Source organism: Corynebacterium sp. MSK044 (genome assembly GCF_030232825.1).
In the GTDB taxonomy this organism is placed as follows: domain Bacteria; phylum Actinomycetota; class Actinomycetes; order Mycobacteriales; family Mycobacteriaceae; genus Corynebacterium.
This window is the reverse complement of sequence record NZ_JASPJJ010000012.1, coordinates 40,554-67,480: the sequence shown is the minus strand read 5'-3', so window position 1 is coordinate 67,480 and position 26,927 is coordinate 40,554. Positions and strand designations below refer to the sequence as shown.

19 protein-coding genes and 3 pseudogenes are annotated in these 26,927 nt (G+C 64.0%); 16 read left to right on the top strand and 6 right to left on the bottom strand.

What is annotated here, in order from left to right:
- The first annotated feature begins 98 nt into the window (after nt 1–98).
- The 5 genes and pseudogenes from QP994_RS08135 to QP994_RS08115 all read left to right on the top strand — a co-directional run bounded on the left by QP994_RS08135 (nt 99) and on the right by QP994_RS08115 (nt 7,178).
- A complete protein-coding gene (locus tag QP994_RS08135; RefSeq protein WP_284866101.1) occupies nt 99–965 on the top strand; it encodes a Mu transposase domain-containing protein in 867 nt (288 codons plus the stop codon).
- Nucleotides 966–970: 5 nt separating this feature from the next.
- Nucleotides 971–1,738 carry an ATP-binding protein gene (locus QP994_RS08130; protein WP_284866099.1) on the top strand — a complete coding sequence of 256 codons (768 nt, stop codon included), beginning with the start codon at nt 971–973 and terminating at the stop codon, nt 1,736–1,738.
- Nucleotides 1,739–1,830: 92 nt separating this feature from the next.
- Nucleotides 1,831–2,076 (top strand): annotated as a pseudogene (locus QP994_RS08125) (integrase core domain-containing protein); the annotation flags it as partial.
- Nucleotides 2,077–2,108: 32 nt separating this feature from the next.
- Complete coding sequence (locus QP994_RS08120; protein ID WP_284866097.1) at nt 2,109–5,645, top strand: type I restriction endonuclease; 3,537 nt, start codon at nt 2,109–2,111, stop codon at nt 5,643–5,645.
- An 81-nt stretch (nt 5,646–5,726) separates the two neighbouring features.
- Entirely contained in the window at nt 5,727–7,178 is a 1,452-nt protein-coding gene (locus QP994_RS08115) for a purine-cytosine permease family protein (protein ID WP_284866095.1), read from the top strand.
- A 17-nt stretch (nt 7,179–7,195) separates the two neighbouring features.
- On the opposite strand, the gene QP994_RS08110 is transcribed toward QP994_RS08115, so the two are convergent.
- Complete coding sequence (locus tag QP994_RS08110) at nt 7,196–7,585, bottom strand: hypothetical protein (RefSeq protein WP_284866093.1); 390 nt, start codon at nt 7,583–7,585, stop codon at nt 7,196–7,198.
- 178 nt (nt 7,586–7,763) lie between these two features.
- Complete coding sequence (locus QP994_RS08105; RefSeq protein WP_284866091.1) at nt 7,764–8,837, bottom strand: glutathione S-transferase C-terminal domain-containing protein; 1,074 nt, start codon at nt 8,835–8,837, stop codon at nt 7,764–7,766.
- Between the two features lie 774 nt (nt 8,838–9,611).
- On the opposite strand from QP994_RS08105, the pseudogene QP994_RS08100 reads away from it, so the two are divergent.
- A pseudogene (locus QP994_RS08100) lies at nt 9,612–10,206 on the top strand (ISL3 family transposase); the annotation flags it as partial.
- On the opposite strand, the gene QP994_RS11210 reads toward QP994_RS08100, so the two are convergent.
- Nucleotides 10,108–10,380 carry a MerR family transcriptional regulator gene (locus tag QP994_RS11210; RefSeq protein ID WP_080969572.1) on the bottom strand — a complete coding sequence of 91 codons (273 nt, stop codon included), beginning with the start codon at nt 10,378–10,380 and terminating at the stop codon, nt 10,108–10,110. The pseudogene QP994_RS08100 and the gene QP994_RS11210 sit on opposite strands and share 99 nt — an antisense overlap.
- Nucleotides 10,381–10,547: 167 nt before the next feature.
- Between QP994_RS11210 and QP994_RS08090 the strand changes: the two genes are divergently transcribed.
- The 3 genes from QP994_RS08090 to QP994_RS08080 all read left to right on the top strand — a co-directional run bounded on the left by QP994_RS08090 (nt 10,548) and on the right by QP994_RS08080 (nt 16,138).
- Nucleotides 10,548–13,253, top strand: coding sequence for an ABC transporter ATP-binding protein/permease (locus QP994_RS08090; RefSeq protein ID WP_284866088.1), 2,706 nt, complete (start codon nt 10,548–10,550; stop codon nt 13,251–13,253).
- The gene (locus QP994_RS08085; RefSeq protein WP_284866086.1) at nt 13,253–14,974 is read left to right on the top strand and encodes an ABC transporter ATP-binding protein; all 1,722 of its coding nucleotides are present in this window, start codon (nt 13,253–13,255) and stop codon (nt 14,972–14,974) included. The genes QP994_RS08090 and QP994_RS08085 overlap by 1 nt, the downstream gene beginning before the upstream one ends.
- Nucleotides 14,975–15,751: 777 nt before the next feature.
- Nucleotides 15,752–16,138: a YtoQ family protein gene (locus QP994_RS08080; RefSeq protein WP_224784025.1), complete on the top strand. Its 387-nt coding sequence runs from the start codon at nt 15,752–15,754 to the stop codon at nt 16,136–16,138.
- A gap of 44 nt (nt 16,139–16,182) precedes the next feature.
- Here the strand turns inward: QP994_RS08080 and QP994_RS08075 are convergent, their stop codons facing one another.
- Complete coding sequence (locus tag QP994_RS08075; RefSeq protein WP_284866084.1) at nt 16,183–17,031, bottom strand: SMI1/KNR4 family protein; 849 nt, start codon at nt 17,029–17,031, stop codon at nt 16,183–16,185.
- On the opposite strand from QP994_RS08075, the gene QP994_RS08070 reads away from it, so the two are divergent.
- The gene (locus QP994_RS08070) at nt 16,975–17,463 is read left to right on the top strand and encodes a DpnI domain-containing protein (protein WP_284866082.1); all 489 of its coding nucleotides are present in this window, start codon (nt 16,975–16,977) and stop codon (nt 17,461–17,463) included. The genes QP994_RS08075 and QP994_RS08070 overlap by 57 nt on opposite strands.
- 74 nt (nt 17,464–17,537) lie before the next feature.
- On the opposite strand, the gene QP994_RS08065 is transcribed toward QP994_RS08070, so the two are convergent.
- Complete coding sequence (locus QP994_RS08065; protein WP_256887039.1) at nt 17,538–18,440, bottom strand: alpha/beta hydrolase; 903 nt, start codon at nt 18,438–18,440, stop codon at nt 17,538–17,540.
- Between the two features lie 137 nt (nt 18,441–18,577).
- Nucleotides 18,578–19,787, bottom strand: a pseudogene (locus tag QP994_RS08060) (IS110 family RNA-guided transposase).
- A 480-nt stretch (nt 19,788–20,267) separates the two neighbouring features.
- On the opposite strand from QP994_RS08060, the gene QP994_RS08055 reads away from it, so the two are divergent.
- The 6 genes from QP994_RS08055 to QP994_RS08030 all read left to right on the top strand — a co-directional run bounded on the left by QP994_RS08055 (nt 20,268) and on the right by QP994_RS08030 (nt 26,855).
- Complete coding sequence (locus QP994_RS08055; protein ID WP_224370287.1) at nt 20,268–20,771, top strand: ECF transporter S component; 504 nt, start codon at nt 20,268–20,270, stop codon at nt 20,769–20,771.
- A gap of 107 nt (nt 20,772–20,878) precedes the next feature.
- The gene (locus QP994_RS08050) at nt 20,879–23,080 is read left to right on the top strand and encodes an ATP-binding cassette domain-containing protein (protein ID WP_284866080.1); all 2,202 of its coding nucleotides are present in this window, start codon (nt 20,879–20,881) and stop codon (nt 23,078–23,080) included.
- Nucleotides 23,081–23,235: 155 nt separating this feature from the next.
- Nucleotides 23,236–24,117: an AMP-binding protein gene (locus QP994_RS08045; protein WP_284866077.1), complete on the top strand. Its 882-nt coding sequence runs from the start codon at nt 23,236–23,238 to the stop codon at nt 24,115–24,117.
- A 211-nt stretch (nt 24,118–24,328) separates the two neighbouring features.
- On the top strand, nt 24,329–25,372 hold the full coding sequence (locus QP994_RS08040; RefSeq protein ID WP_034666007.1) for an ABC transporter ATP-binding protein: 1,044 nt from the start codon (nt 24,329–24,331) through the stop codon (nt 25,370–25,372).
- Complete coding sequence (locus QP994_RS08035; RefSeq protein WP_034666004.1) at nt 25,369–26,121, top strand: ABC transporter permease; 753 nt, start codon at nt 25,369–25,371, stop codon at nt 26,119–26,121. Before QP994_RS08040 ends, QP994_RS08035 begins: the two co-directional genes overlap by 4 nt.
- The gene (locus QP994_RS08030) at nt 26,118–26,855 is read left to right on the top strand and encodes an ABC transporter permease (protein WP_034666002.1); all 738 of its coding nucleotides are present in this window, start codon (nt 26,118–26,120) and stop codon (nt 26,853–26,855) included. The genes QP994_RS08035 and QP994_RS08030 overlap by 4 nt, the downstream gene beginning before the upstream one ends.
- Nucleotides 26,856–26,927: the final 72 nt, after the last annotated feature.

Below are 26,927 nucleotides of genomic sequence, written 5' to 3'. Positions count from 1 at the left end.
TAGGAATCGGAAGGTCAACGACACCTACCAGCAGTTCTTGGAGCACTACAACACAGCAGCACTTCCCACACGCGCGCCGGCCGAAGGATAAAGCAAATGTGGAAGCTGCGGTAAAGATCGTCACCCACACAGTCATCCACGCACTCGATGGCCACCAGTGTGTTGACGTAGACGAGCTCAACGCAAAGATTGTGGACTTAGTCGACGCGATCAACACCTCCGTGCCGTTTCGCAGCCAGCAGTCAAGCCGCAGGGATCTCTTTGAACAACACGAGCAGCATTTGCTTGCTGATCTGCCGCAAACCCCGTGGCAGCACACCGAGTGGAAGCGTGCGAAAGTGGCCCCGGATTTCCATATCACGGTTGCAACCGTGCGCTACTCCGTCCCCCACCAGCTTGTTGGCCGCACTGTCGATGTGCGCATCACCGGGCAAGTCTTGACCGTCTTTGACCAGGGGACAACCGTAGCGACCCACCGGGTTTCGCATAAGCGTGGGGCCTATGTCACTGACTATGAGCACATTCCATCTGGAATGGACTCCACCCGTGGACTGTGGACAAGCGACTACTTCTATCGCGAAGCCCAAAAAACCGGCCCGGCAACACGCAAGGTCATCGAAGAACTCATCGCGGCGAAAGCCATCCCGGCCCAGGCGTACCAATCCTGTAGAAACGTGCTGTCGATGGGCAAACACGGCAACAAACCAATCCTGGAAGAGGCCTGCCAGCGCCTGACCGCCGACAACGGCAGCCGACGGGCGGTGTCATATACCGCAGTCAAAAACATGATGGCCGCCGTACGCAAAGAACACGCCACACGGCCCCGCGGGTTAGACCAGCCTACGCGCAGCACCACAACCAACCCATCCACCGCCCCTGCAGTCTCCGACCGGGATACCACCGGCGCGTTTCTCGGCGGTGCAGACCAATTCAGCATGGACAACCTCGCTAAGAAAGGACACTAAAGCCCATGTCATCACCAACCCCGCCAACAGATCGCTTCCTTGACGAATCCGTCCTAGCCGACTTCACCGCGCTGCGGATGACTGCCTTCGGCAGAAGCGTCATCGACATCGCCAACGATCCCGCATTCGACACATGGACGTTTTCCCAAAAGGTGCTCTACGCACTCGATAAAGAAGTCGCAGCCAGGCGTGAACGACGCATCAACAAACTGCTGAAAGCATCCCGATCGCCAAACCTTGATGCTTGCCTTGAAAATGTAGTCTGCACGCCTGACCGCAACATCAACCCCGAGCAAGTCAGCAGACTCGCTCACGGACAATGGTGCCACCTGGGCCAAAACATTGTCATCCTGGGCAAATCCTCAGTCGGCAAAACCTACCTCGCCCAAGCCCTGATCACAGCAGCATGCCGCAAGGACTACTCCGCACGCTTCTACCGCACCGACATGCTCGCCGCCGAACTGGCAGTCCTCCAACCCGATGACCCCATACGGCTGAAATTCATCCAACACCTCCACGACGTCGACGTCCTGGTCTTAGATGACTTCCTCACCACACCTATTGATGCCGCGACCGCGCACCAACTTCTCAACATCCTCGCCGGGCGTGAAAGCAAAGTCTCAACGATAGTGACCTCACAATTCACCCCGCAAGAGTGGTACAAATCCATCCCCGATGCGGTGATCTCCGAGTCAATCCTCAACCGACTCGTCTCCGGTGCGGAGATCATCACACTCGAAGGACCAAACATGCGCCTGACCACCAACACATAACCACCAACAACGCCTGAGTGAGACACCGCTACCGGATACTCACTCAGGCGCTACCAGATACTCACCACACCGCTACCATTTCAGTCTTCTGAACAGTTGGCACTGTCGGTGACTCCTACGACAACGCGTTGGCTGAAACGGTCAACGGTCTGTACAAAACGGAGTTGATTTATCCCCACCGGCCGTGGACGTCGGTTGGGGAGGTCGAAATCGCGACCCTTCGATGGGTGTACTGGTGGAACAACCAGCGGCTCCACGAATCCCTGGGATATATCACTCCACAAGAAATGGAGGACGCCTACTATCAACAATCAGACGCTCAGTCGCTGGGCGTTTAGTAAGCGGAACGGAACCCAGGACGCTTCAAATCATGGTGAACCCGATTTTTGAAGAAGCGATGGAACTGACCATCTGCCGTTCTCTCAACAACCAAGGCTGGATTTGGAACGAGGGTGCCAACGACAAGGGGGTCGACCCCAAACTTGGACTCTTCCCGGAGGACGTACTCCACTGGCTAAAGTCCCAGTATCCGGAGCAGTACGAGCGTGCGATTCCGAAGACTGCGAACGACACAGAGCGAAAATCTCGCGAGCACCGGCTGCTGAAGCGTCTGACGAAGGAGCTCGACCACACGCCGATTCTCGATGGCATCACCAAGAAGGTCAACGGCGGACTCTTGGGCACGCTTCGGGATGGGTTCTCGTTTACGCAGACAGACCTTGGCACGGTGAGCTTCCCGGACATGGCGGGCTTCTACCCGTATGACCCGGCGAAGACGGATGTGATCAACAAGGCGAAAGAAAACCGCCTACGCGTGCTGCAGCAAGTCCACTTTGAAAAAGGTGGCTTAGGTGAGATTGACCTTGTGCTGCTGGTCAACGGCATTCCCGTGATCACCATGGAACTCAAGACCGACAACACGCAGTCGATTGACGATGCTGTCTCCCAGTACAAGCACGACCGCAAGCCGAACCGCTCCAAGCGTCCGCTGCTTAATCCCGGTCGCTGCCTCGTCCACTTCGCAGTGTCCTCCCGTGAAGTCATGATGACCACGGAACTCAACGGCACCGATACTGTCTTCCTCCCGTTCAACCAAGGAACCGAGGAAGGCCGCGCTGGTAACCCAGACAATCCCAACGGGTACAACGTTTCCTACCTGTGGGAGTGGGTGTGCTCGCCAGATCTGCTGCTGCGCATCTTGAAGGATTACGCACTGTGGGAACCATCTACGAAGGGCAACGAGGGGCGTCTGATCTTCCCTCGCTTCCACCAGCTGCGCTCTGTTGAACGTGTCACCAGCGATGTTGCGACCAACGGCACCGGCAGGCGGTACTTGATCCAACACTCTGCGGGGTCCGGCAAGACGAAAACGATTGCGTGGTTGGCGCACCGTGCCAACAAGATGATCCATGAAGACGGGACGAAACTTTTCGATTGCGTAATCGTCGTAACGGATCGCACCGTGCTGGATAAGAACGTTGCGGATGGGCTTTCGCTGCTTCAGGCCTCTGAAGGCATGGTCATCAACATCACCAACGATGACACATCCAAGTCCGAGAAACTGAACCACTATCTCACCCAGGGCAAACGAATCTTGTCCTGTACGTTGCAGACCTTCCCAGCACTGGCGCAAACGATTGACCGTTCCCCGAAGCTGCGTAACCGTCGCTGGCTCGTGATCATCGACGAAGCGCACTCGTCCCAGCACGGCAAGGCCTCGCGCACGCTGCTTGAAACACTTTCGGACACTCCTGATGAGCTTGCGGAAGCGGCAACGCGAGCGGCTGCGGATCTTGAAGACGATGAAACGCTCGACAGCGATGCACTGCTCAGAGATCTTGCCGGTTCTACTCCTTCCGGCGAGCTCACGCGTGCCGAAAAGGACCGTTTGCAGCAGCAGCGGGACTCGGCGGTCGCGCGCTCGTCGAACGTCACTCTCGTTGCGCTTACCGCAACCCCCAAGGCGAAGACTCTTGCGGTGTTTGGCGAGCCGTCCCCGGACAACCCAGAAAAGTACGTGGCGTTTGACCTGTACTCCATGGCGCAGGCAATCGACGAGAACTTCATCCTGGACGTGCTCCAGAACTACATTTCACTGTCGCTCTACGCCAAGATTGAAGACCAACTTGGCCGCGAAGATGACGTAGTTCTTGGCGAAGCCAAATCAGCACTTAAGCACTTCGTCCGCTCCCACGAGAAGACGATCCACTCCAAGGCAGAAGTGGCCGTCGAGCACTTCAATAACAACGTGCGCTTCCTGCTCGGATCGACCGCGAAAGCAATGGTCGTTTGCGACGACCGTATGAGCGCATACACCTGGTTCCGGGCAGTTCAGGACGTAATCAAGTCCAACTCGAAGTATCACGGGCTTGAAGCACTTGTGGCGTTCTCTGGCTCGCTCGACGTGTCCAAGGATGAGGACATCGAGGAAATCGTTACGGAATCCTCCCTCAATAACGAGAACGCACCTGAGGGCCATCGTCGCATGGAAACGACGAAGATGTTCGACGGTGCGGCGTACAAGTTCCTCATCGTGGCAAACAAGTATCAGACTGGCTTTGACGAACCTCGCCTGTCAGCGATGTACGTGGACAAGCCACTGTCCGGCGTGATGGCGGTGCAGACGCTCTCGCGCCTGAACAGGACGATGCCATCGAAGAACAAAACCAAGACCTTCGTCGTCGACTTCATCAATGATCCCGAAACGATTCTTCACTCGTTCCAGCCGTACTACTCGCAGGCATCTATCGACACCGAGGTAGACCCAGACGTGCTTGCAGATCTTGCTCGCGTGCTGGACACCTCCCAGTTCTACGACGCCGAGGAGATGGAAGCGATCGCCAACACGGTCATGGATCGGGACATCGATGTAAAGAAGAAAGACACCCTGATCCGCGTTGGTATCGATCCGATTGTTACCCGGTGGACCGAGTTCTACACAGGTGCCTTGATCTCCGGAGACAAGAACAATGAGGTAGTGGCGACGGACTTTCGCGCCAACCTGGTGAAGTATGTCCACGCGTGGGATTTCTTGAGCCAGTTCATCGACTTTCAAGACGTCACCCTGCACAAGCGAGCAATCTTTGCTGACCTGCTCGTGCGCAATCTCAAACTTGGTAAGAAGGCCCGCGAGGAGGATTACGTCACCGGCGTCGAGGTAGTGAAGACCGCCGTCATGGGTGACGTTGAAACAGGCGTTGCGCTAAAGCTCAACATCGAGGATTCGCGAGCACATCTCCCTGTCCCAGGGTTCGATGGTCGTGTCTCTACCGGCGGGGCAGGGGACCCGCTCCAAGGCGCATTTCGCGAAGCAGTGGAGCAGGTCAACGAGCTGTTCTCCGCTGCGGGCATCGATATGTCCAACTCCGCGAACACCCGTATGGTTCACGCGGTGTGGGAGGCGTTGGCTAACGACGAAGAAGTGGAAGCCCTTGCCACCAAAAACCCGCAGGAGGCGTTAGCGAAGTCTCCGAAACTTCGCAGCAAAGTGCTTTCTGCGATCTTGGGTGCCGACGCTGAGCATGAGCAGTTCACCAACCTCATGCTCGGCGGCGAAGACGCGCTGAACGTCCTTACCGCTGCAATGTCTCGACTTGCGGTTGCCGCGATGGAGGACAAAGCGCGCGGGATCGCTGTTCCTGACGACGCCCTCATCGGCGCTGCGGAAGAGATCGAGGATGAGTCGCCGGTTGAACGTCGTATCCAGGACCTTCTCGATGTAATGCTCATGCATGCTGGTGCCTCTACCGTTGAGGAGCAACTCGCCCGATCTCTGGACGAAGCGCTTTCGAACCGTGGAACCTCCAACGTGTTCGAGGTGGTCCGCTCGCAGTTCGTCGGACATTCGTTGCCGGTAGACGGTGACCTGTACCAAGGCGTTGTGATGTACGCAGTGGAGCATTACTAGCGCTACATAGCCTGCGGTCGCACCCCGTTCAAGAAGAAAAGAAATCGGTGACATTTCACTTAAACGTCGTATAGTTCGTGTATGTCACACAGCAAACCTTCAGCAGGTGGTGCGCCGGTTGTAGAAACCCTGGGCATCGATATCGTTCCCGAATCAGAGCGCACTGCGAAACCCTCCGATTTGTTCTGGCCTTGGTTCGCGGCGAACATTTCGGTGTTCGGTATTTCCTACGGTTCGTTCGTGCTCTGGTTTGGACTGTCGTTCTGGCAAGGTGCACTCGTCACCGCACTTGGCGTGACGTTCTCGTTTTTCCTCTGCGGCCTCATTGCTGTGGCCGGCAAGCGCGGGTCTGCGCCGACGATGGTGCTGTCCCGCGCCGCGTTCGGTGTGCAAGGGCAAAAATTGCCGGGCATCGTCTCGTGGTTGACGTCCATTGGTTGGGAGACGTTCCTGGCGATCATGGCGGTGCTGGCCACCACCACAGTGCTACGAGAACTCGGGGGTAATCCGGGCACGGCCACGAAGGTGATCGCAACCGTCATTGTTGCGGGACTTATTGTGGCGGCATCGGTGCTGGGCTACCACACGATTATGAAGCTGCAGTCGGTGCTGACCTGGATTACCGGTGCGGTGACGCTGCTGTACATGGCGCTGACCATCCCACGCATTGATTGGTCCGCGGTCCAAGCGATCCCCGCCGGTTCCGCGGGCAGCGTGGTCGGCGCACTGGTGATGGTGATGACGGGCTTCGGCCTAGGCTGGATCAACATTGCGGCGGACTGGTCGCGCTACCAACGCCGTGACACACCGGACCGTTCCATCATCTTCTGGAACACGTTCGGTGGCGCTATTGCGCCGGTTATCTTGGTTATCTTCGGCCTACTGCTCGCCGCATCTGATGAATCGCTGGCGGAGGCGATTGCGGACGACCCGATCGGTGCCCTTGCAGTCGTACTGCCTACCTGGGTGCTTGTGCCTTTTTTGATTACCGCGGTACTCGCGCTGGTCTCCGGCGCGGTGCTGGGCATTTACTCCTCGGGCCTGACGCTGCTCACGCTGGGGATCAACATCCCACGTCCGGCGGCTGCAGCGATCGACGGTGTCATCCTAACCATCGGCACCATCTGGGTGGTCTTTTTCTCCCAGAGCTTCCCCGGGCCGTTCCAGTCTTTCTTGATCACCCTCGGTGTGCCGCTGGCTAGCTGGGCGGGCATCCTCATCGCGGACATCTTTACCCGCACCAAGGACTACGACGAGCCCGCGCTGTACGACCCGGCAGGGCGCTACGGTGCGGTCGATTGGATCTCTATCGGGATTCTCACCGTCGCTTCGGTGATCGGGTGGGGCCTTGCGGCCAACATGTTTGCTGAGGAAGCGGCTTGGAACAACTGGCAGGGATACTTCCTGCCGCTGGTTGGCGAGCACTGGGCGGATGCGAACCTGGGTGTGCTCGTCGCACTCGTGCTCTCCTTTGTGGCGGCATGGCTTGGGCGCCGCGGCCGCATCCGCCGCCAAGAGGGGGTTGCGGCCTAGACGCCGTAGCCAGCAGCCTACATGGCCGGGTTGCTGACCAGGATGCGGTCCACCTGCTCGGCCAAATCCTCGGGTGCAGTGTCGAAGTCGCCGGGCAGTTCACGGTCCGCCTGTTCAAGCGCTTCTTGGTCGGACTCTCCGGTGGCAAGGTGCGCCTCCGCTACGTCAAGAAGCCGCTTCAACCGCATCAGGTTGAGTTGGTAGGCACCGTCGTTCTCCGGGCCGGGGACCTCCTGGAGCCAACCTGTACCGATGAAGGTAGGCAGGGTCGCTTCGATGATGTCTCGCTTGAGCCAGTTGGTCATGTGGGGACCGCCGAAGTTTTCCACTCGGCCCGCTGTTGCTTGATGGACTATGCCGGTGGCGGTGAGGGTGGGGCCAGTAGTGTCGTTAGCAAGCAACGCCACCTGCGCCAATATTTTCAGTTCTCGAGGAAATAGGGACGGGGCTTCAATACACCCCACTGCGGCCTTGAGCAGCTCGCCCAACAATGCCTCCTTATTCTGTTGTGATCGGACGAGGAGACATTATAAAACCGCCCTCCAACACCGGAAGGCAGCCATTCGAACGGATGTGTGCTTAGCTTTAATTTCCGAAGAGCTCCCGCTGGAAATCCGTGGGGTTCTTCAGCCGTTCGGAGTCGGGCAGTGGGCCGGGCAGAGTGGTGCCGGCGGCGAAGGGGGAGCCCGGGAGGTGGTCGCGGCCGTGGGGTTGGGCGAGGCTGGAAAGGTCGGGGCCGGCGGGGACGATCTGGGTGGGGTTCACTTCGCGGTGGACGATGTAGTAGTGCTGTTTGATCTCCGTGAAGTCGGTGGTGTCGCCGAAGCCGGGGGTGTGGAACAGCTCGCGGAGGTAGCCGTAGACGTTGGGCATTTCGGTGATCTTGTTGCGGTTGGTTTTGAAGTGGCCGTGGTAGACAGCGTCGAAACGGATGAGGGTGGTGTAGGCGCGGATGTCGGTCTCCGTGATGTGTTCACCCATGATGAAGCGGTGGTTGGCTAGGCGGTCTTCGAGCCAGTCGAGGACCTCAAAGACGTCGACATAGGCTTCTTCGTAGGCGCCCTGGGAGGCGGAGAACCCGGCGCGGTACACGCCGTTGTTGAACTTGCGGAAGAGGAAGTCATTGATGTCCTCTGCCTCTTCGCGCTGATCTTCCGGTGGCAGAAGGTTCGGGGCGCCGGGGCGCTGGTAGGAGGTCCACTCGGTTTGGAAGTCGCGGACGATGGAGTTGTAATCGTTCGCGACCACCTTGCCGGTTGTTTCCTCCACGATGGCCGGCACGGTAATGCCGCGTGGGTAATCCGGGAAGCGTGCGAAGTACGCGTCCTGCAGGCGGGGGATCTGTAGCACGGGGTCGACGCCGCCCGGGTCGAGGTCGAAGGTCCAGGAGCGCTTGTCATGGGTCGGGCCAGCCAGGCCTAGGGAGATCACATCTTCCAGTCCCATCAGGCGCCGAACGATGACGGCGCGGTGCGCCCACGGGCATGCGCGCGCAGCGATGAGGCGGTAGCGGTGCGGTTGCACAGGCCAGTGCAGAGCCTCATTGCTTATCGACGCAACAATGCGGTCATTGATGTAGTTCGTATCCCGCTTGAACTCGCCGTCCTTTGACGCATTCTGGGCGTCGCCTGCCCAATCCTTCTGTGTGCCTGCAGTCATCGTGTCCTCTCGTATCGCGTGAAAAGTTTGTGACACGTCAACTATAGGCTGTTTCTGATCATGAGCGAGGGGGATGTGCTGTTGCAAGAGGATGGGCAGTGTGACGGAAAGCCCGGAGACAGGCCCAGAGACAGGCCCAGAGACAAGGCAATACAAAGCCTTCGGATGGCGCGAATCCTGAGCCTTCATCGCGGTCACGGTGTTTCTCTCCCTAGCTGGCTTCTTTATGGTCGATGGCGGTGAAAGGGCGCTGGAACCCCTTGACCGAGCGCCGGATCCATAGCCGTGCCATTTTGGGACACGCCCGCACCTTCGGTTTCGGGCCATTACCAGAGCGCTTATCCGGAGAAGCCTTCTACTCCCACTCCAGCGGGGTAGTGATCGTCCCCTGAGTACGGGGATTCCCCGGATTTACAGGCTGATTCACCGAGAAGATTGTTAAAAACGCCTGCGGATTCTTGCGCCCATCCTGAGTCTTCGTCCACGCGTCACTCAATGGTGTGCTGGTTTTGCGCGATCTCGGTTTCAGCAATGTCTATCAAACGCACGAGACGGGGCTTGATGCGCATTACAGGTGAGGCTAACCTAACTCAAGAATGATTGCTATCTTCTGAGAGGGCAACACAGTGCCGCTTGTGACTGACGAACTCGAGCACCTAACCCGAAACCGCCGCGTGGACGCGGCCCACACACCCGGAGACAGAACCAGATGAAGTCGATTGCACAGATCGTCCGCCGAGGTTCCTCAGCCGCTATGCGAGTGAACCGATGGATGCCGCCGCCGTCGACCAGGTTCTGCCGCAGGCGAGGAAGGTGATGGATCCGTTTCACGTCGTGCATCTGGCCGCGGACAAGCTCACTGGCTGCCGGCAGAGGCTCCAACGTGAGACCACGGGGCGTCGTGGACGCAAGGATGATCCGCTGTACAAGCACCGGCGGACCTTGCTGACCAGGAGGAACTACCTTACCGAGCGGCAGAACAGGCGGCTGGACCTGTTGTGGGCCACCGATGACGAATACGTGGCACTCGAGGTCACGTGGATGGCTCTCACAGGACATGATCCAGGCCTACGGGCACCCGAAGAAATCGGAGGGCAAGAAGTTGATGGAACGGATCATCAACACCCTGCGTAAGGGCGTGCCGAAAGGTCTGGAGGGGCTGGCCCAGCTGGGTCGGACGTTGTGGCGCCGGCGCGAGGATGTGCTGGCTTACTTCGACATCGGGGCGTCCAACGGGCCGGTCGAGGCCATCAATGGCCGGTTAGAGCATCTACGGGGGATCGCCCTGGGGTTCGGCAACCTCGACCACTACATCTTGCGGTGCCTGATTCACTCCGGGCAGCTGCACACCCGGATCAACGCACTCTAAATCGTGAAGAACCCGTAAAGCGGAAATCAATTCGAGGCGCTCGCGGTGCGCGGGACCGTAGACGGACGTGGTCTGGTTCTTCTTCGCCCCGGGCGGAAGCAGGCCCTCGCGGATGTAGTACTTGATGGTCGCGGTCGACGTGTCCGTGGCCGCCGCGAGCTCGCCGAGCTTCATCGTGCCGCCCTTTCGATCGGGGATGGCCGCATTGGGCAGTGGCGCTACCTTGCCGATGGTCGGACGCCATGGAACCTGTCACATAGTTAGGCTAGGCTGCCCTTCAAATGTCTGCGTCGGTCCCGTGCGCTTTGCGACGGGACCCATCCTCGAAAGGTGAGTGGTCGATGGCGAAGGGGTTTGAGGCCGTCGTACTCCGTGGCCTGGGCGCCAAGGAACATGCGGTGACCGTGATCGGGAAACGCCGGCTCGCGCCGCACTTCATCCGGGTCACGTGCCGCTCGGAAGAGCTGCTCGATCCGAAGGGGGAAGCGCCGGCGAACTGGCTGCGCCTCTGGTTCCCCGACCCCGACGGCGGCCCGAAGGAGTTCCAGCGCGGCTACACGCTCGTCGATCCCGATCCGGCGACCGGCGAGTTCTCCATCGATTTCGTCATACACGAGCCCGCCGGGCCCGCCTCGCACTGGGCGGTGAACTGCGAGGAAGGCGACCGGATCGTCGCCATGCGCTACGGCGAGCAACCCTTCGCCCTGCCCGAGCCGCCCCCGGCGGGGTACCTGCTGCTCGGGGACCTCGCCGGCTATCCGGCGATCCGCGCCCTGGTCGCCGCCATCCCCGAGGACAGCCCCGTGGTCGTCTACCTGGAGCGGCACAGCCCCGACGACGACCACATCGCCCTGCCCGAGGGCCCGAACATCACCGCGTCCTGGGTCGACGAGCTTCCCGACGGGCAGGCGCTGGTCCAGGCGATCAGCGACGGGGACTGGGCCGGCTGGTACGCCTGGGTGACCGCGGAAACCGCGTCGACCCGGCACGCGAAGACACTGCTGCAGAAGAAATTCGGACTCAACCGAGCGACCTTGCACGCGCATGCCTACTGGGTCCGCGGACGCCAGATGGGCAAGACGCAGACCATCGATTCGGCGGGTCCGGAGGCAACCGAGGCGAAGGGCGCGTCGGCTGCGCCTGCCGCCGCCGACGCGGACGCCGCCTCCGATGTCAACGTCATGGCGGCTGCCTCCGCTGCCTCCGGCGCCTCGGCCACCGCCGGCACCACCGGCGCTTCGTCCAGCGCCTCCACGTCCGCAAGTGCCGGCGCCGTCGGCTCCACCGACGCTCCCGAACCCCGGCAAACCCCCGGCGCCGACGCCGGCAAGGGGGGTGTGCTCCGGCCGCTCAAGCGTCCGCTCATCGCCGCAGGCATCGTCGAGGGAGCGCTGTCCCTGCTGCAGCTGATCCCCTTCATCCTGTTCGCGGAACTGGCCCGGCTGTTCGTCGAAGGGGCACCTGCGGAGGCTTTCGCCAAACCGGCGATCTGGGCGGTGGTCGCGATGGCCGTCTCGGCGGCGGGGACGACGCTGCTGGTGCTGTGGCTTCACTTCCTGGACGCCAACTTCGCCACGGCGCTGCGGCATCGCCTCTTGGCGAAATTCTCCCGGCTGCCGTTGGGCTGGTTCATGCGCGGCCGGGCGGCCGACGTCAAAAAGATTGCCGGCGATGACGTCAGGGCACTGCATTACCTGGTCACCCACGCGGTGCCCGACATCGTCGGCGCCGTCGTCGCGGCGCTGGGCAGCCTGATCTACCTGTTCGCCGTCCAATGGCGATTGGGCCTGGTACTGCTGCTGCCGATCGTCGCCTATATCTACGTCATCAAGGGAATCCAGCGTCGCGACAAGGACAAGGTGCTGCAGAACCAGCGGTACGAGGTGCTGGCGGCGGGCCAGACCCAGGCCTTCATCGGCTCGCGCGGGACCTCCGCGGTCTTCGGGCCGAAAGCGGTCGTCGACCTCGAGGGCACGCTGCGGGAATCCGGTGATTTCATGGCCGATTGGCAGCAAGACACCGGCCCCCGCAAGATCATCGCGGTGATGACGAACCGCCCCACCACGGTGCTGGGCGTGCTTCTAGTGGCGGGATTCGCGATGGTCGTGGCGGGCTGGATGCCGGCGACGGATCTGATCCCCTTCCTCATCCTGGGCACGTCCTTCGGCGGCCGGCTGCTGAACCTCGGGTTGGGCGTGGCCAGTTTGTCGGGCGGACTTGACGCCAAAGCCAGCGTCGAGCTTTTACTGGCGACGCCGGAGCTCGCGCCCCCGGTGGATCGTCCCGCGCCCCCGGGCCACGTGCGTTTCGACCACGTCGATTTCACCTACGGCGGCGGCCGGAAGGTCATCGACGATCTTTCCCTCACGCTGGAGCCCGGCAGCGTCACCGCGCTGGTGGGCCCCTCGGGGGCGGGCAAGTCGACGGTGGCGGCGTTGCTGGCCCGGCTGTGGGACGTCACCGGCGGTTCCGTGAGCATCGACGGGGTCGACGTGCGCGATCTCACCCAGGAGCAGCTGTATTCCTCGGTGTCGGTGCTGTTGCAGGATGCCCAGCTGGTGCATGCGAGCATCCGCGACAACATCGCGCTGAACCGTCCCGAGGCGACCGACGCCCAGATCCGCGAGGCTGCGGAGGCCGCGGACGTGCACCGGGTCATCGAAGCGCTTCCCGACGGCTACGACACCGTGGTCGAACCGAACCGTCTTTCCGGCGGCGAACGCCAGAGGGTGGCCATCGCCCGCGCGCTGCTGGCGAACACCCCGATCGTCGTGTTGGACGAGGCCACTGCCGCGGCCGACCCGGACTCCGAGGCCGCGATCCACCGTGGGCTCGAACGCCTGCTGGCGGGCAAGACGGTGCTGATGATCGCGCACCGGCTGCACACGATCAAGAATGCCTCGCGGATCCTCGTCCTGGACGAGGGGAAAGTGGTGGAAGAGGGCACGCATTCCCGGCTCGTCGCGGCGGGTGGGGCTTATCGGCGGATGTGGGATGCGCATTGCGGCGCACCCGTGTCCGTCGCCGTTGAATCGGAGGAGAACTGATGTTGCGGGATCTGCACTTCGTCGTCGGGGGAGGTCGTCCCCTGTGGTCCTTCTTCGGCGCGGTTGCCGTGTCGGCACTGCTCCAGGTGGCGGCCGTCGTTACCCTCTACCCGCTGTTGGGCGCGCTGTTCTCGGCGGAACCCGGGGCGGCGTTGCCGTGGCTGGCGCTGTTGCTGCTGTTCGTGGCCTGCAGTTGGGGTGTCGACATCTTCGCCGCCCACAGGGGGCTCGATCTGGGCATCGCCGTCATGCGCGAGATCCACAGCAACGCCCCGGGTGCCGTGCTTTCGTGGCCGGATGCTCGGCTGACTTCCGAAAAGGAAGGTGCCATCCGCGATTTGGTCACCAAGGCCAGCACGGTCACCTCGGCGGTGATCCTGCTGATCGGGCCCGTGATCACCTCGATTGTGTTCATCTTCGGGTTGGGCATCGGGCTGCTGCTCGTCTCTCCCGCGCTTGGCGCGGTGACGTTCCTCGGCGGCATCGCTTGCCTGGGGTCGCTGTGGGCGTCGGCGAAGCTGGAGGACAGGTCCACGGCGGAGTTTGCGGCGGCCAATGCCGGTCTCGATGACAGGCTTTTCGAGTTCGCGCTCGTGCAGCCGACCTTGCGCACCGCGCGCCGGGTGGACGCGAGCACCCGATTGGTTGACCGGGCCATCGCCGAGGCGCGGCGGAAGACCCGCAGGGTCCTGCTTTGGCAGATCCCCGGGCAGCAGGTGTTCACGGTCGTGGTTCAGCTGGTGCTGTTGGCGTTTGGGTTCACGGTGTGGTGGTCCTACGACCGTTCGGCGTTGACCGGAGCCGCGGCTGCCGCGTCGATTGTGGTGTTGCTCCGGGTCGTCGAGCAGGCCAACGTTCAGGCGGGATCGGTGGGGGCCGTCGTCGAGCTGCGGCGCTCCCTGTCCGAAGTGCGCGAGCTGATGGAAGTCGAGCGGGTCCGCGCCGGCGGCCCGGGCGAGGGCCTCGCCACGGTGGAGGTCCGGGGCGTCGATGTCACGTTCCCCGACGGCACGACGGGGCTCGACGGCATCGACGTGGACTTCGCGCCGGGCACGATCACGGCCGTCGTCGGCCCGTCCGGCAGCGGCAAGTCGACGCTGGTGTCGCTGCTGGCCGGGCTGACGGTTCCCGGCGTGGGCACGGTCGACGTTGACGGGAAACCGGCTTCCCCCGGTGACCTGCGCGGCCGCGCCGCGATGGTGTTCCAGCGCACCGTCCTGCACACGGGGTCGATTCGCAACAGCCTGCTCGCCGTGAACCCGGATCTGACGCAGCCGGAATTGGATGCGATCGCCGTCAATTGCGGCCTGGCCGAGGCGATCGAGCGCTTGCCCGATGGCTGGGACACTCCCGTCGGCGAGCTGGGCAATCGGCTGTCCGGGGGCGAGCGGCAGCGGCTGGGCCTGGCCCGCGCCCTCGCCAAGCCGGCATCGATCCTGCTTGTCGACGAAGGCACCTCGGCCCTGGACGGGCGCAATGAGCGGACGGTGACCGATGCCCTGTCTGGGCTGCGCGGCTCGTACACGACCGTGGTCGTCGCCCACCGCCCCGCGATGGTGGAGATCGCCGATCGCGTCATCGTCATGGAATCGGGGCGGGTGGTGGAAGCTGGCCCCATCGATGAGTTGGAGAAGGCCGATGGGCCCTTCGCCCGCATCGCGGAGCAGTGGCGGGAAGCGGCGACGTGGGGGATCGGCGAGGCGCAGAGCGTCAGCGGATAGCGGTCCCGGGCCCCGCCGGTGGCGGTCCAGGGCGCCGGCATGAGCCGGCGGGTGGTGGGCCGGGCCCCGGGGCCGGTGGCCGACCCGGGTGTCGGCCGTTTGCGTGGCGACGGGACGTCGTAAAGCGTCGGGGATGGCACGCCCCCGCATGGCCTGTGCGCGTCGACGATTGCCACCGTCAGCTTCGGCGTACTTGGGCATCGTGCGCGGGAACCGGCGGGCGCACGCGGGCAACATGATCAGCTCGTACGTCGACAAGTTGATCGGATTCGGGTTCGCCGCGCCGAGAAACACCTCCGCCCTCAGTTGCGCGGCAAACGGCGAAGCCGCGATCGGCCCTGATGCCAGTTGCTTCGATCCCAAAGCTGGATGGGCTCGTTGCGCGCCGGGTACCGGAGCGCCGGGTCGACGACTTCGTCGACGTCGTCGAACTCGGCGGCCGACTCGATCATCTCGGCGAAAACGAAGCCCGCCAGATCCGGGGCCAGGCGCAGGTCTTCGGAATCGCCGTCGGACGAAGATCCCGAACTCGGCGAAACGGTCGGCAGCCTCGGAGAGGACCAGATACTCCTCGGGCCACGGCGCGAGTCTCCTCGGCGCTCTCACGTCCCGACTGCGCAACCGCCGCTGAACGCGATCAATGAGGGCCACTCGGGTATGGTGCGCCGATGAACGGGGGAGGTGCGGGGGCACATCCAAGTTTCAGTGAAGGAGTAATCGGCCATGAGCTTCAACGTGTACCTTTCCGGCGAGATCCACACCGATTGACGTGAGGAAATCCAGCGCGGCGCCGAGGCCGCCGGACTGGACGTGGTCTTCACGGCGCCGGTCACCGATCACGACGCCAGCGATGCCGCCGGCGACCACTTGGGAGAGGCGCCCGCCGGGTTCTGGCGCGACCACCAGTCGTCGAAGGTCAACTCCATCCGGACCCGCACGTTGATCGAGAAGGCCGACATGGTCGTCGTGCGCTTCGGCGACCAGTACAAGCAGTGGAACGCCGCCTTCGACGCCGGCTACTGCGCGGCCCTGGACAAGCCGTACGTCACGCTTCACGGCGAGGACATCGTCCACCCGCTCAAGGAAGTCGACGCCGCCGCCCAGGCGTGGTGCACGACCACCGACCAGGTCGTGGAGATCCTGCGCTACGTGCTCGAGGCGTAACGCCACCGTCGGGGAGTCGCACGCACCGGCCGGTGGAGGTGGAGCTACCCGCGCTCCCAGAGCTGAATCGGCTCGTGGCGCTCCGGATACCGCAGAACCGGGTCCACCAGCTCATCCACCTCCGAGAATTCGAGGAACCCCATCGAGTCGTCGTCACGCACGATCAGCGGACGCGCGAAGAGTTCGCGGAGCGCCGCGGCCTGCTCCTGCCCCAGGTAGGGCTCGTGCGACTGGAGCCAGGCTTCCGCGTTACGACGGGGCTCGCCCTCACCCAGGTAATCGTCGTCGTAGAACTCGGCGGAAGCGACGACTATCTCCGCGAAAATGAACCCGGCGAGATCCGGCGCGAGACGCTCATCCTCCTGCTCATCGTTCTGCAGCAGAACCACGGGGACCGGACCCGCGCCGGCGGCCCCGGTGCGGAAGCAATAGAGGTTGCCGCCGGGCTCCATCCCGAAGGGCAACAGGCCCTCGGCGGGATCGATGTTCCGGAAATCGTCCGGCTCCGCAAACATCTCCAATCGGCGGGCGATGTCCTTGGCCCCGAGCAGCTCGAAGTTCGTGCTGAAGTGCAGCAGCGGGACTTCGTCGCCGGTGGGGGACATGTCCACCATGCCGTCGTCGGCGAGCGTCAAGTACTCCTCGGGCCATGTGAGCCCATGTGCGGCCGAGATCTCGCGCAATTCCGCCGAGGTGGTCATGGCACCGTTCCTTCGTTCAAGTGGTCTTGACCCAGAATCTAGCAAGATGGGGGCAGGATGTCCCGGCATCGGAGGCTGGGCCACGGGCCGACGCACGCGCGCAGAAGAGCGCGCACCGTTGAGGAGGAACATGACATGGCCACGACGAAGCAGAAACTCGGCACGGCGGGAGAAGAACTCGTCGCCAAGCATGCCCGTTGCCCGGGGTGCAAGCGCACCGACAAGTCGTTCAAACTCCTGCCCCCGAACTTCAAATGTGCCGATCTCGTCTGCGACTTTTGCGGCTACCTGGCTCAGGTGAAGTCGAAGCGGATCAAGGGGGAACTGCCGGACACCATCACCGGCACGATCCTCGGTGCCGCATGGGGCCCGCAGCGTGAACGCATGGAAGCGGGCATCTACTTCAGCCTCTACGTCGTCCTGGTCAATGAGGTCGGGCAGGCCAGCATCTACTTCCTGCCCCGCGACCTGCAAACCGCGGAAATGTTCGTCCCCCGGAAGTCTCTCGGCCCGGAGGCTCGGCGCGCCGGGTGGCAGGGCTTTATGATCGACATGGACAAGGCCTTGGCCGACGTCGTCCGCATCTCCGACGGCGACGTCGAGGAGTTCGTTCTCCGCGCATGACCCGGGAGTGCGGAGTACACATATTCGTAGATCAGGGGCGTCTGATCCTTGGGGAAGCCAGCCTGCGGTGCGGCTCACCGCTCGTTGACGGCAGTCGGGACGTGCCGTGCGAGAAAGGCCAGCTGTTCGGCGACGTTGTGCTCGAAGGCATCGCCGACGTAGATGTCGAAGTGCCCGCCGGGCTGCATTCGCACTTCGCCCTTTGGGGCCTTCCGCACATGCCGCAGGGTGGGGCCCGGCGGGGCCAGCGTGTCGTTCTCGCAGACCGCGAAGTGCGCCGGGGACTGGATCTTGCGGGCGTGTCGTCCCGGGAAATAGCGCAGAATATCCAACCCGAATCGTGCCGTGATGTCCGAGCGGATGTCATCTCCGGCGGGCACAATTGCTTCGATGCCCGCCACGCAGTCGGGCGCCGTCATCAGGGCGGTCGACCCCGGGTCCCCGTAAGCGGGAACCATCACAGGTTCCTTGCTGCGCCACGCGGCGAGCAGATCGCGCACGGCCAGTAGGCCGATCTTGACCGTGGTCGCAGGCGGCAGCGCCAACGTCGAGGCCAATCCATCGGTGAATGGGCACTGCGCGATGACCGCGGCAAGCCTGGGGTCCCGCGCCGCGGTCCGAACCACGTGGCCGCCACCAAAGGACGTGCCCCAGATGACCACACGGTCAGGGTCGACCCCGTCGAGGCCCCGCGCATGGGTGATCGCGGAGTTCCAGTCCTCGAGCTGACGCCGCACCGACAGGAGCTGACGGGGCTCCCCGGCGCTCGCACCGAAGTGCCTGTAGTCGAACACCAGGCAGCGGTAGCCGGCGGCGCTGAAACGCTCGGCGAAGGCATCGAGGCGCATCTGGCGTACCCCGCCGAGACCGTGGGCCATCACGATGATCGGCCCCGGGGCAGGGGCGTCGTCGGGGACGTACAGCCACGCGGCGCAGGATCCATCTCCAGAGGGGAAGGTCACGTCAGATCTAGTCATGGCGTTAACCCCAGGGGGGGTGTCCCTATGTGGATTGTCAACAGTCAGGCGGGACTTTCACGTACATTGTATGGGGGTGTAGCCATGACTAATCGCCGGGCCGCATCGTGCGGGCCGGCGGTGATCAGCGCAGCGGCCTACGCAGCCGTGGCGATGGTTCTAGCAGGGATTTCTCGGAAGAACTCACGCCGAGTCAACAGGGCATAGATGACGTTGCAGCGGCTCCGGGCAAGCCACATCACCGCGGCATTGTGCTTCTGTCCTTCAGCCCGTTTACGCGGGTAGTAGTCGCGCGATGCGGGATGGCAGTTCGACGCGATCCACGCCGATCGAAACATCGCGTTTTCAACTGTTTATTGCCGGCCCTGGTGGGAAACTCGCCGCGGATCGACGTACCCGACTGCCGGGTGGTCGGCGCGATGCCGGCGTAAGCGGCCAAGTGCGCGGCGTCGGCGAAGTCCTGGCAATCGCCGATGGACAACAAGATGTTAGAGGCGGTCTTGATGCCTACGCCGGGCATCGACATCAAGACCTGGGCAAGAGGGAACGATTCGAGCATCTCCGAGCCATGTCCGGCGATCGTGTCGCGCTGTGCTTGAAGCGCTTCGATGTTCGCCGCCAGCTGGGGAATGACCAATTCTGCTGCCGCAGTGCCGGGTACCGTGACAGTTTGCTCGGCAAGGGCGGCGAAAATTGCGAGGGCAACAGGGTCCTTCTTGGCGCGGTTGCGCATCCACTTCAGGACCCGGCCTCGACCTGCGGCGGCCAGTTTTGTCGGACCTTCGTAGTGGATTAGCGAGTCCAGCACCAGCGTGCGCGAGAGAATCTCGCCTGCAAAGACGCGCTCGAGTGCGGGGTGAATCTGTGTGAGCACGCTGCGAAGGCGGTTTTTCGTTCGGGTGGCGTCTTAGGCGATGTCGTCGTGGAATCCGGCGAGCATCTTCAGCGCTACTAGTGTCTCGTCGTCGCGGTCGACTGCCCGCAGTGTGTGCGGCATGGTGCGGGCGGTGTCGGCGATGATGAATGCATCCCGGCGGCGGTTTTTGATCGTCCAGGGTAGAAATCGGCTGCTTGTCGCATGGCTAGGTCGGGGAGGTCTCCGACCGTGCAACCGCAGTCGCGGGCCACGGCGATGGGCAGGGCGCCGATCGTGTTGGGTTGATTGACGACCATGAGAACGCTGCCGTGGGCTTGCATGGACGCGAAGATTTCGCGCCGTGCGGCTTCGTCTTGGGGCAGTGGTTTGTCGTAAATTCTCTCGCCGGTGTTGGTCAGCGCGCAGGCATGGTGGCCGGTTTTGCCGACGTCGAGGCCGATGATGATTTCGGGTGTTCTGGACGGTTCCATGGTGGTGTCCTTCTGTTGCGGCTGGTCGCCGGTGTCTTGGACATCCGTTGCAGGCACCCACGTTACGACGAGACCTCTGTTTGGTCCGTGTCCCTATTAGCTGTCAGCGGTTATCCCCGGTGCCCGGTGGCAACACCCCCGGATTATGGAAATGTTCACGCAGATAAGCCATGCCGGGCCCGGTGACCGCGCCCCGTGAGGGGGCACCATCACGGTAACGGGGGGGGCGGGGGTAAGGTCAGTAAATTGAGCCTGGCGTAAGTCGATAAGCATTGCCTAACCTAATACTGTTTCAGGTGGTGTTCCCGATTGGGAATCGGCAACGGAAGCGAGGCGGCGACGATGAACGGAAAACGTGGATCGACCGGAGAACCCCTCTCCGGAGGGGAAGCCGGGAACGCGGGCCCAGACGGGACGGGTGACGGGCGGTTGGTGCACGTCGCACCGGTCGCAGCGGGTGGCCGACCATCCACCCGCGACATGCTCGTCGCCGCCGCGATCGGCGTCGCGGGGTCTCTCATCGTCGTGCCCCTGACTTACCTGCAGGTGTTCGCTGGCATCGCCCACGTTTATCTCGTCGCGGCGACGCTCGGGTTGTGGTTCCTGCCGTGCGTTGTTCCCCTCATCGTCGTCCGCAAGCCTGGCGCGAGCCTTATCGCGTGCCTTGCCATGGGCGTCGTGTCCGCAGCGACCACCCCGTTCGGCGTCGCCGCAATCGGGGCGCTGATTATGGAAGGATTACTCATCGAGCTTCCGTTCATGATCACCCTGTACCGGCGGTGGACGCGTCCCCAGTTCGTAGCATCGGCGATATTGTTCTCCGCGCTGATGGGAACGATGGCCCCGCGCGCAGTCGGCGTCGACTCGCCGACCACGCCCATGACCCTGATCAGCTTCGCCGTAGCCTTGGCATCGAGCCTGGTGTTTTTGGTCCTGGGCTTTGCCGTCGCAAAGGGGCTTCGCAGCCGCGGGGTCACCCGGTGACCGGCGGAGCACCCGCGTGTGCCGGTGCGACACGCGGGACGGCCCCGGCCCGGTTACGGGTTAGTGGTGCGGGCGTGCGGCACGCCGATGGGCGATGGGCACCCGACATGGTGGATCTCTCCTTCGATTTCGGCACGATTAACGCCATCACGGGACCCGTGGGATGCGGAAAGACGAGCCTGGCCCACCTTATCGCTGGACTGATCCCCTCGCACATCCCCATCGACTATGCCGGATTCGTGCACATCGTCGATGCCGACGGCACCGAACGCCCCGTGGACGGGGACCGGGTCACCTTCGTCGGGCAAGATCCGGCGACGCAGGTGCTCACGCTCCGAGTCGTCGATGACGTGTCCATGGCCCTCGAGTTTTCCCTCGTGGAAGCCGGCATCGTCGCCAAGCGATCAGCCGAGGCCCTATCGGAGCTCGGGCTGTCAGAGCTCGCGGAGAAGGATCCGTGGGCTTTGTCGGGCGGGCAACGCCAGCGGATGGCCATCGCCGGTGCGGTGGCCAGGGCGCCGGAGGTCATGATCTTCGACGAGCCCGCGGCCCACGTCGACGAGGACGGTCGCCGGGCGCTGTTCGCCGCCATCCGTGATTTGCGGGCCCCGGGGCGCGTCATCCTGCTCATCGAGCACGACCTCCGCCCGTTCGACGGGTGGGTCGACACGGTGACGATTCTCGATGCGGACGGGAGCGTCGCCGCCCACGGAGCGCCGGATGGCATCGCGGTGAAGGGCATTGCGACGTCTGCCGCGACCGCCGGAACGCCGGACGCCAGTACGCCGGGCACGGGGGCGCCGGACCGTCCCGATCCGGAATCAGAGGCGGATGCCGTTCCACTGCTGGCCTTGACCGGAACCCACGTGGCCCGAGGCGGGGAGAGGATCCTGAACGGGGCCGATCTGACACTGGAACGGGGCGAGATCCATGCCCTGGTCGGCACCAACGGAGCTGGTAAGTCCACCTTGCTGGCGGTGCTGTCGGGCCAGATGAAGGCGGGAGCGGACATCCGGATCGACGGCGAGCCAGCCCGGCGCGCTCCCGACGCCTTCGCGTCGTGGGCGTTCCAGAACCCCGAGCACCAGTTCACCCGTGCGACCGTCGCCGCGGAAATCGACTCCGCGCTGGCCGGCACGGACCCGCACGGGCCACTCGGCACCGATGAGCTGCGGAAACTGCGGGAAGCCCTGTGCCCCCGGGCACTTGACCCCGTCTCGCCGTTCGTCCTGTCGGGCGGACAGAAAAGACGGTTGGGCATCTTCCTGGCGGTGGCGGCCAATCGCCGTTTGCTGCTTCTCGACGAGCCGTTGGCGCACCTGGATTCGCCGAGCTCGCGCATCGTGCTGGATGCGCTGGCGGAATACGCCGGGGCCGGCGGAACCGTTGTGTTCACGTGCCACGACCGCCGTGTCGCGCGAACGTGGGCGGATCGGGCGAGCATCGTCGCCGAAGGGAAGGTCGCCTGGTCCGGTCCCGCGGCCGCCGTGCCGGCTGCCCCGGAGTCGTCCCGGCGGGATCGCGCACTGCCCGCCGCCGGCGCACGGACGTCCGGGGACGAAAGCCCCTGGACCAGTGGATCCGCCGCTCGAAGGCGCGCGGGGTTGAACGCCATCACGATCGTCGCGGCGGTGATGCTCGTCCTCGTCGCCGGGCTGCTCTCCGGCGGAGACGCCGTTCTCGCGCTGACGGGGGGCGCGTTCCTCGCACTCGCTGCGATCGCGGAACGCGACGTTCGGGCGACGGCGGGGAAGGTCCTTCTCGTCCTGTTAATCGGGGTGTTCTTCGGCCTGCTCGGGTGGCGCTCCGAGTTCTACGGCGGTGGGGATCCGGCGGAGGCCGTCCGCCACGGCATCCATCACGGACTCCTGCTGACGGCCGTGTTCGCGGGGACGGTCCTGGTCTCCGCGTGCATGCGCGTCGAGGAGCTTTTCGACGCCATGGTGCAACGCTTCCGGGTGCCCTACACATGGTGCACCATAGCGATTTCCGGGGTGAGCATCGCGGCGTTCCTGCGCAGCGAAATCCCCCATCTGACATGGGCGATTAGATTGCGCTCGATGCGACCGGAGCAGTCTTTCCGCTCCGGTTTCATTCGCGCGACGACGCCCGCGCGCATCGCCTTTCCCTTGTTCGTTAGCGCCGTGCGCTGCGCCGAAAAGCTGTCCCTGACCCTGGCGATGCGCAACTTCGGCCGCCATCCGCGGCGCACCTTCCGCACCAATCACCCCTGGCGAGTGCGTGACGGGTTCGCGGCCGCAGCGTCCGCCGCGGCCTTCGTCGCCGCCCTGGTGTCCGCAGTGACTTGACGGGCACCCGGAACCGGCGGGTCCGAGCTTGTGCGGAGACGCGCCCCACCCAGTTGCTTCACCCTTTCAACCCTTCAGACACATCCTCCGGGCCACGCCATGCGGGCCCGGTCCGCCCGGCACCGGCATGGCGCCGACAACCGAAAGAGGTACCAATGAACACGATCCGGACCATCAGCGACGTGCTTCGGGACAAGGCCGATGAGACGAAAAAGGGGATCACCTTCGTCAAGAATCGGCGGGACGTCTTCGTCCCGTATGGCCAGGTCCATGCGGAGGCGGTGGCGGCTGCGACTCGGTTGGCCGAAGCCGGCATCGGCCCCGGCGATCGCGTGATCTTCCAAGTTTCGGAGAACCGCGGGCTCATCCGGGCGTTCTGGGGCTGCGTCTTCGCCGGCGCAGTTCCGGCGCTTGCGCCGCCGGTGTCAGGCCCGGTTGACGTCTACAGGGTGCGGACGCTCTCGGACATGATGTCCGGGGCCCCGATTCTGGTCGACGAACGCAGTCACACGCTGCTCACCGGCGCAAACGGTGCCGTGGTCGTGGGCGAGGACCGGCTGCTCGACGTGTCCATCGTCAATGACGCTGCCGTGGAACCGGGTGCGGCGATGCCGGGTGATGCTGAATCGGACTTCTCTCAGGCGGGGGAGGTGGATTCCGGGGATGGCGCCGGGATGGTCCCCGCGTTCCCGGTGCGAGGTGGGACGGCCGGCGAAGCCCTCATCCAGTTTTCGTCCGGCTCCACGGGATCGCCAAAGGGCGTCATCGTAACCAACGAGTCCGTGCTGAACGGTCTGCGCGCGACGATCCCACGCCACGCGCACCGGTACGAGAACAAGATGCTCACGTGGCTGCCTTTGACCCACAACCTTTCGCTGATCGGCTTCCACGTCTACGCCCTTTTTCGTGGGTACGACCAGGTGTTGCTGCCGGTTTCCGAGGTGGTCGCCGATCCCCCGAGGTGGTTCGAGGCCGTGACCAGGCACCGGCCGAGACAACCGTCGTCCGGGCGACTGGCCCGGGTTCCTACAAAATGACCGCGGCGATTGCTGCCGCCACCGTTGTGGCGGTCGCGGGGAAGCCGGTCGCGCCGGGGTGCCGGGATCTCGTCGGCCACCCCCGGCTCCTCGAACCGGTCCTCGCCTTCGCCCGCGATGCGGGCATCCATATCGAGGTGCCACATGACAACCCGACCACGGGGCCGCTGCCGACAGCGGCCCACTGTGATACCAAAGAAAAGGGGAAACGATGACGGATCAAGCTGAACGAGGTGCGGCGATCGTCGTCCGCGACCTCACGAAGAGCTACCCGATTGCGGGCAAAGCGGGCACCCCGCCCGAAGGCGGGGCAGGTGCCCCGCCGGACGGCGGGCGCAAGGGAAAGCGCGGTGCCCGGATGCGCAAGCATGTGCTCGACGGCGTGAGTTTCACCGTGCCCACCGGGGCGATCGTGTCGTTCCTCGGCCACAACGGTGCAGGCAAGACCACCCTCATCCGAATCCTGTCGACGCTCATCACCGCCGACTCCGGCGAGGTGAGCATCTTCTCGCGCGACGTGAAAGAGGACCCGGCGGGCGTGCGCGCTGACATTGCCACCACCGGCCAATTCGCGGCGATCGACGAGAACCTCACCGGCCGGGAGAACCTGGAGTTCTTCGGGCGGCTGCGCGGACTCGACCGCGCCGCCGCGGCCGCCCGCGCGACGGAACTGCTCGCGCAATTCTCGCTCGCAGACAGTGCCTCGACGCTGGCGTCGGCCTATTCGGGTGGCATGCGGCGCCGCCTCGACATCGCCGCGTCGCTGTGCGTCGTGCCCAGGCTGCTGTTCCTCGACGAACCCACGACGGGGCTGGACCCGGTCAGCCGCGAAGAGCTGTGGGGCTTCATCCGGCAACTGCGGGACGACGGAATGACCCTGGTGCTGACCACCCAGTACCTGGAAGAGGCGGAGGCGCTGGCAGACCACGTCCATCTGCTCAAGGATCGCCGCATCGTCGCCAGCGGAACGCCGGAGGAATTGCGCCGCGCCTTCGGGTCGCACGTGCTCCGCGTGTCCTTCGCCACCGCCGCCGAGGCGGAGGCGTTCGCCCGCTGCCTCGGGGGAACGTGCCTGGACGGCGCCCGCGTCGCGGGGAAGTCGGTGTCCCTCGACGTCGACCCCGGGCCGCGGGTCCTCGAGGCGGTGGCGCAGGCGATGGAGGCCTCGGAAGCGTTGCCGGATTCGCTGAGCGTGTCGCCGCCCACCCTCAACGAGGTGTTCATATCGATGAACGCAGGGGGTGCGGCGCGATGAGTGCGACGTCGGTCGCGGCGTTTCTCCGTCGGGATCTGCTGCTGTTGCGACGCAACACCGCGTCGCTGATCTCCATGTTCGTGGTTCCGCCCCTCTTCCTGCTGTGCCTGTACGCGGTGTTCGGGTACTCGGCGGAGCAATCCGGCTTCGGGTACCTGCGTTTCGTGCTCGGCGGCTGCCTGTTCCAGGCGGCGATGTTCACCGCCGCGGCGTCGGCGATGGCGGTGGGACAGGACGTCGAATCCGGGCTCGTTGACCGCGTGCGCGTGTTGCCCGGGGCCACAGGCGGCTATGTCGCCGGCAGGCTCGTCACCGATGTGCTGCGGATGTCCGCGTCGATCGCGGCGCTGCTGGTCGTCGCGTGGGCCTGCGGCCTCGACATGGCTGTCGGTGACGTCGCGTGGACTGTCCTGTGGTCGCTGCTCGCCGCGGCGGTCCTGTCCCTGGTCACGGACGGGGTGATCCTGATGGTGCCCGCCCCGGTGTCGACGGCCTCATCGATCCAGGCGCTGGAAATGCTGCTGCTCATGTTCTCCACCGCGTTCATTCCGGCGACCGCTTTGGACGGCTCCCTTCGCGACGTCGTGCGCCACATGCCTTTTTCGCCGGTGATCGAGGTGATTAGGGCGGCGTCCCCGGACGCCTTCCCGGATCGCGCCGGGGAAGAGGCCGCCCTGTGGCTCGGTGTCGCGGCGGTCGCCGGAATCGTCCTGTTCATCCGCCGGTTCACCTCGAGGAGCGAATCATGATTGGCGCCATCTTCGTGCATCTGCGGCGCATCGCCCACATTTGGCTGCGGCGCCCCGACTTCTGGTTCATGACGTTGATTGCTCCGCTCGTGTACCTGTTCATCGTCAACCGCATGTTCGGTGGCCTGGTCAGGCAGCTCACCGGAGAGTTCGAACTCCGGAACGCGGTCATCCTGGTCGTGACGGCGTGGGCGTTCATCCTGGCCATCACGGGATCATCCACCGTGTTCGTTGAACGCAGCAATGGCTTCCACGAGCGGTTGATCACCATGCCGGCGCCGTACGCGGCCGTGCCGGCCGCACGGATCATTGCCGAGTTCATCCGGATCATGGCGATGACGGCCGTCGTCGCGGCGGTGGCCGCCTTGCTTTCCGACGGCCCACCGGAAGTGTCCTGGTGGTGGAGGATCGCGGTGACCGGCGCGATGGTTGCCGCGGCGGCCGCATGCACCGGCACGTACATCGCGTTCTCCATCACCAGCCCCCAGGGTTCCGTGGCCCTCATCCCGTTAATCATCGTTGCGATGTTCGTCAACACGGTGCTCATGCCCGCCGACCACTTCCGTCCCCTCCTGCGCGGAATCGCCGGGCACACCCCCGTATCCGCGGCCGGCGAGGCCGTCAACGGCACCGGGGCTGCGGGTCTGGTGGTCTGCGCGGCCTGGTTCTTAGGCATCGCCGTGCTCGCGGCGTGGGGCATCGCCGTGAAAACGAGGCCGGGGGAGTCTGCATGACGGCCCGCGAATCCGAGCATCTAACCCGAAACCGCCGCGTGGACGCGGCCCACACACCCGGAGACAGAACCA

What these genes read in the sequence shown, in the direction of transcription:
- QP994_RS08045 (WP_284866077.1), top strand. Translation starts at nt 23,236, where the DNA reads ATGAACACGATCCGGACCATCAGCGACGTGCTTCGGGACAAGGCCGAT.
- QP994_RS08130 (WP_284866099.1), top strand. Translation starts at nt 971, where the DNA reads ATGTCATCACCAACCCCGCCAACAGATCGCTTCCTTGACGAATCCGTC.
- QP994_RS11210 (WP_080969572.1), bottom strand. Translation starts at nt 10,380, where the DNA reads ATGAAGCTCGGCGAGCTCGCGGCGGCCACGGACACGTCGACCGCGACC.
- QP994_RS08120 (WP_284866097.1), top strand. Translation starts at nt 2,109, where the DNA reads ATGGTGAACCCGATTTTTGAAGAAGCGATGGAACTGACCATCTGCCGT.
- QP994_RS08085 (WP_284866086.1), top strand. Translation starts at nt 13,253, where the DNA reads ATGTTGCGGGATCTGCACTTCGTCGTCGGGGGAGGTCGTCCCCTGTGG.
- QP994_RS08105 (WP_284866091.1), bottom strand. Translation starts at nt 8,837, where the DNA reads ATGACTGCAGGCACACAGAAGGATTGGGCAGGCGACGCCCAGAATGCG.
- QP994_RS08030 (WP_034666002.1), top strand. Translation starts at nt 26,118, where the DNA reads ATGATTGGCGCCATCTTCGTGCATCTGCGGCGCATCGCCCACATTTGG.
- QP994_RS08040 (WP_034666007.1), top strand. Translation starts at nt 24,329, where the DNA reads ATGACGGATCAAGCTGAACGAGGTGCGGCGATCGTCGTCCGCGACCTC.
- QP994_RS08090 (WP_284866088.1), top strand. Translation starts at nt 10,548, where the DNA reads ATGGCGAAGGGGTTTGAGGCCGTCGTACTCCGTGGCCTGGGCGCCAAG.
- QP994_RS08075 (WP_284866084.1), bottom strand. Translation starts at nt 17,031, where the DNA reads ATGCTTGGCGACGAGTTCTTCTCCCGCCGTGCCGAGTTTCTGCTTCGT.
- QP994_RS08055 (WP_224370287.1), top strand. Translation starts at nt 20,268, where the DNA reads ATGCTCGTCGCCGCCGCGATCGGCGTCGCGGGGTCTCTCATCGTCGTG.
- QP994_RS08050 (WP_284866080.1), top strand. Translation starts at nt 20,879, where the DNA reads ATGGTGGATCTCTCCTTCGATTTCGGCACGATTAACGCCATCACGGGA.
- QP994_RS08065 (WP_256887039.1), bottom strand. Translation starts at nt 18,440, where the DNA reads ATGACTAGATCTGACGTGACCTTCCCCTCTGGAGATGGATCCTGCGCC.
- QP994_RS08035 (WP_034666004.1), top strand. Translation starts at nt 25,369, where the DNA reads ATGAGTGCGACGTCGGTCGCGGCGTTTCTCCGTCGGGATCTGCTGCTG.
- QP994_RS08115 (WP_284866095.1), top strand. Translation starts at nt 5,727, where the DNA reads ATGTCACACAGCAAACCTTCAGCAGGTGGTGCGCCGGTTGTAGAAACC.
- QP994_RS08070 (WP_284866082.1), top strand. Translation starts at nt 16,975, where the DNA reads ATGGCCACGACGAAGCAGAAACTCGGCACGGCGGGAGAAGAACTCGTC.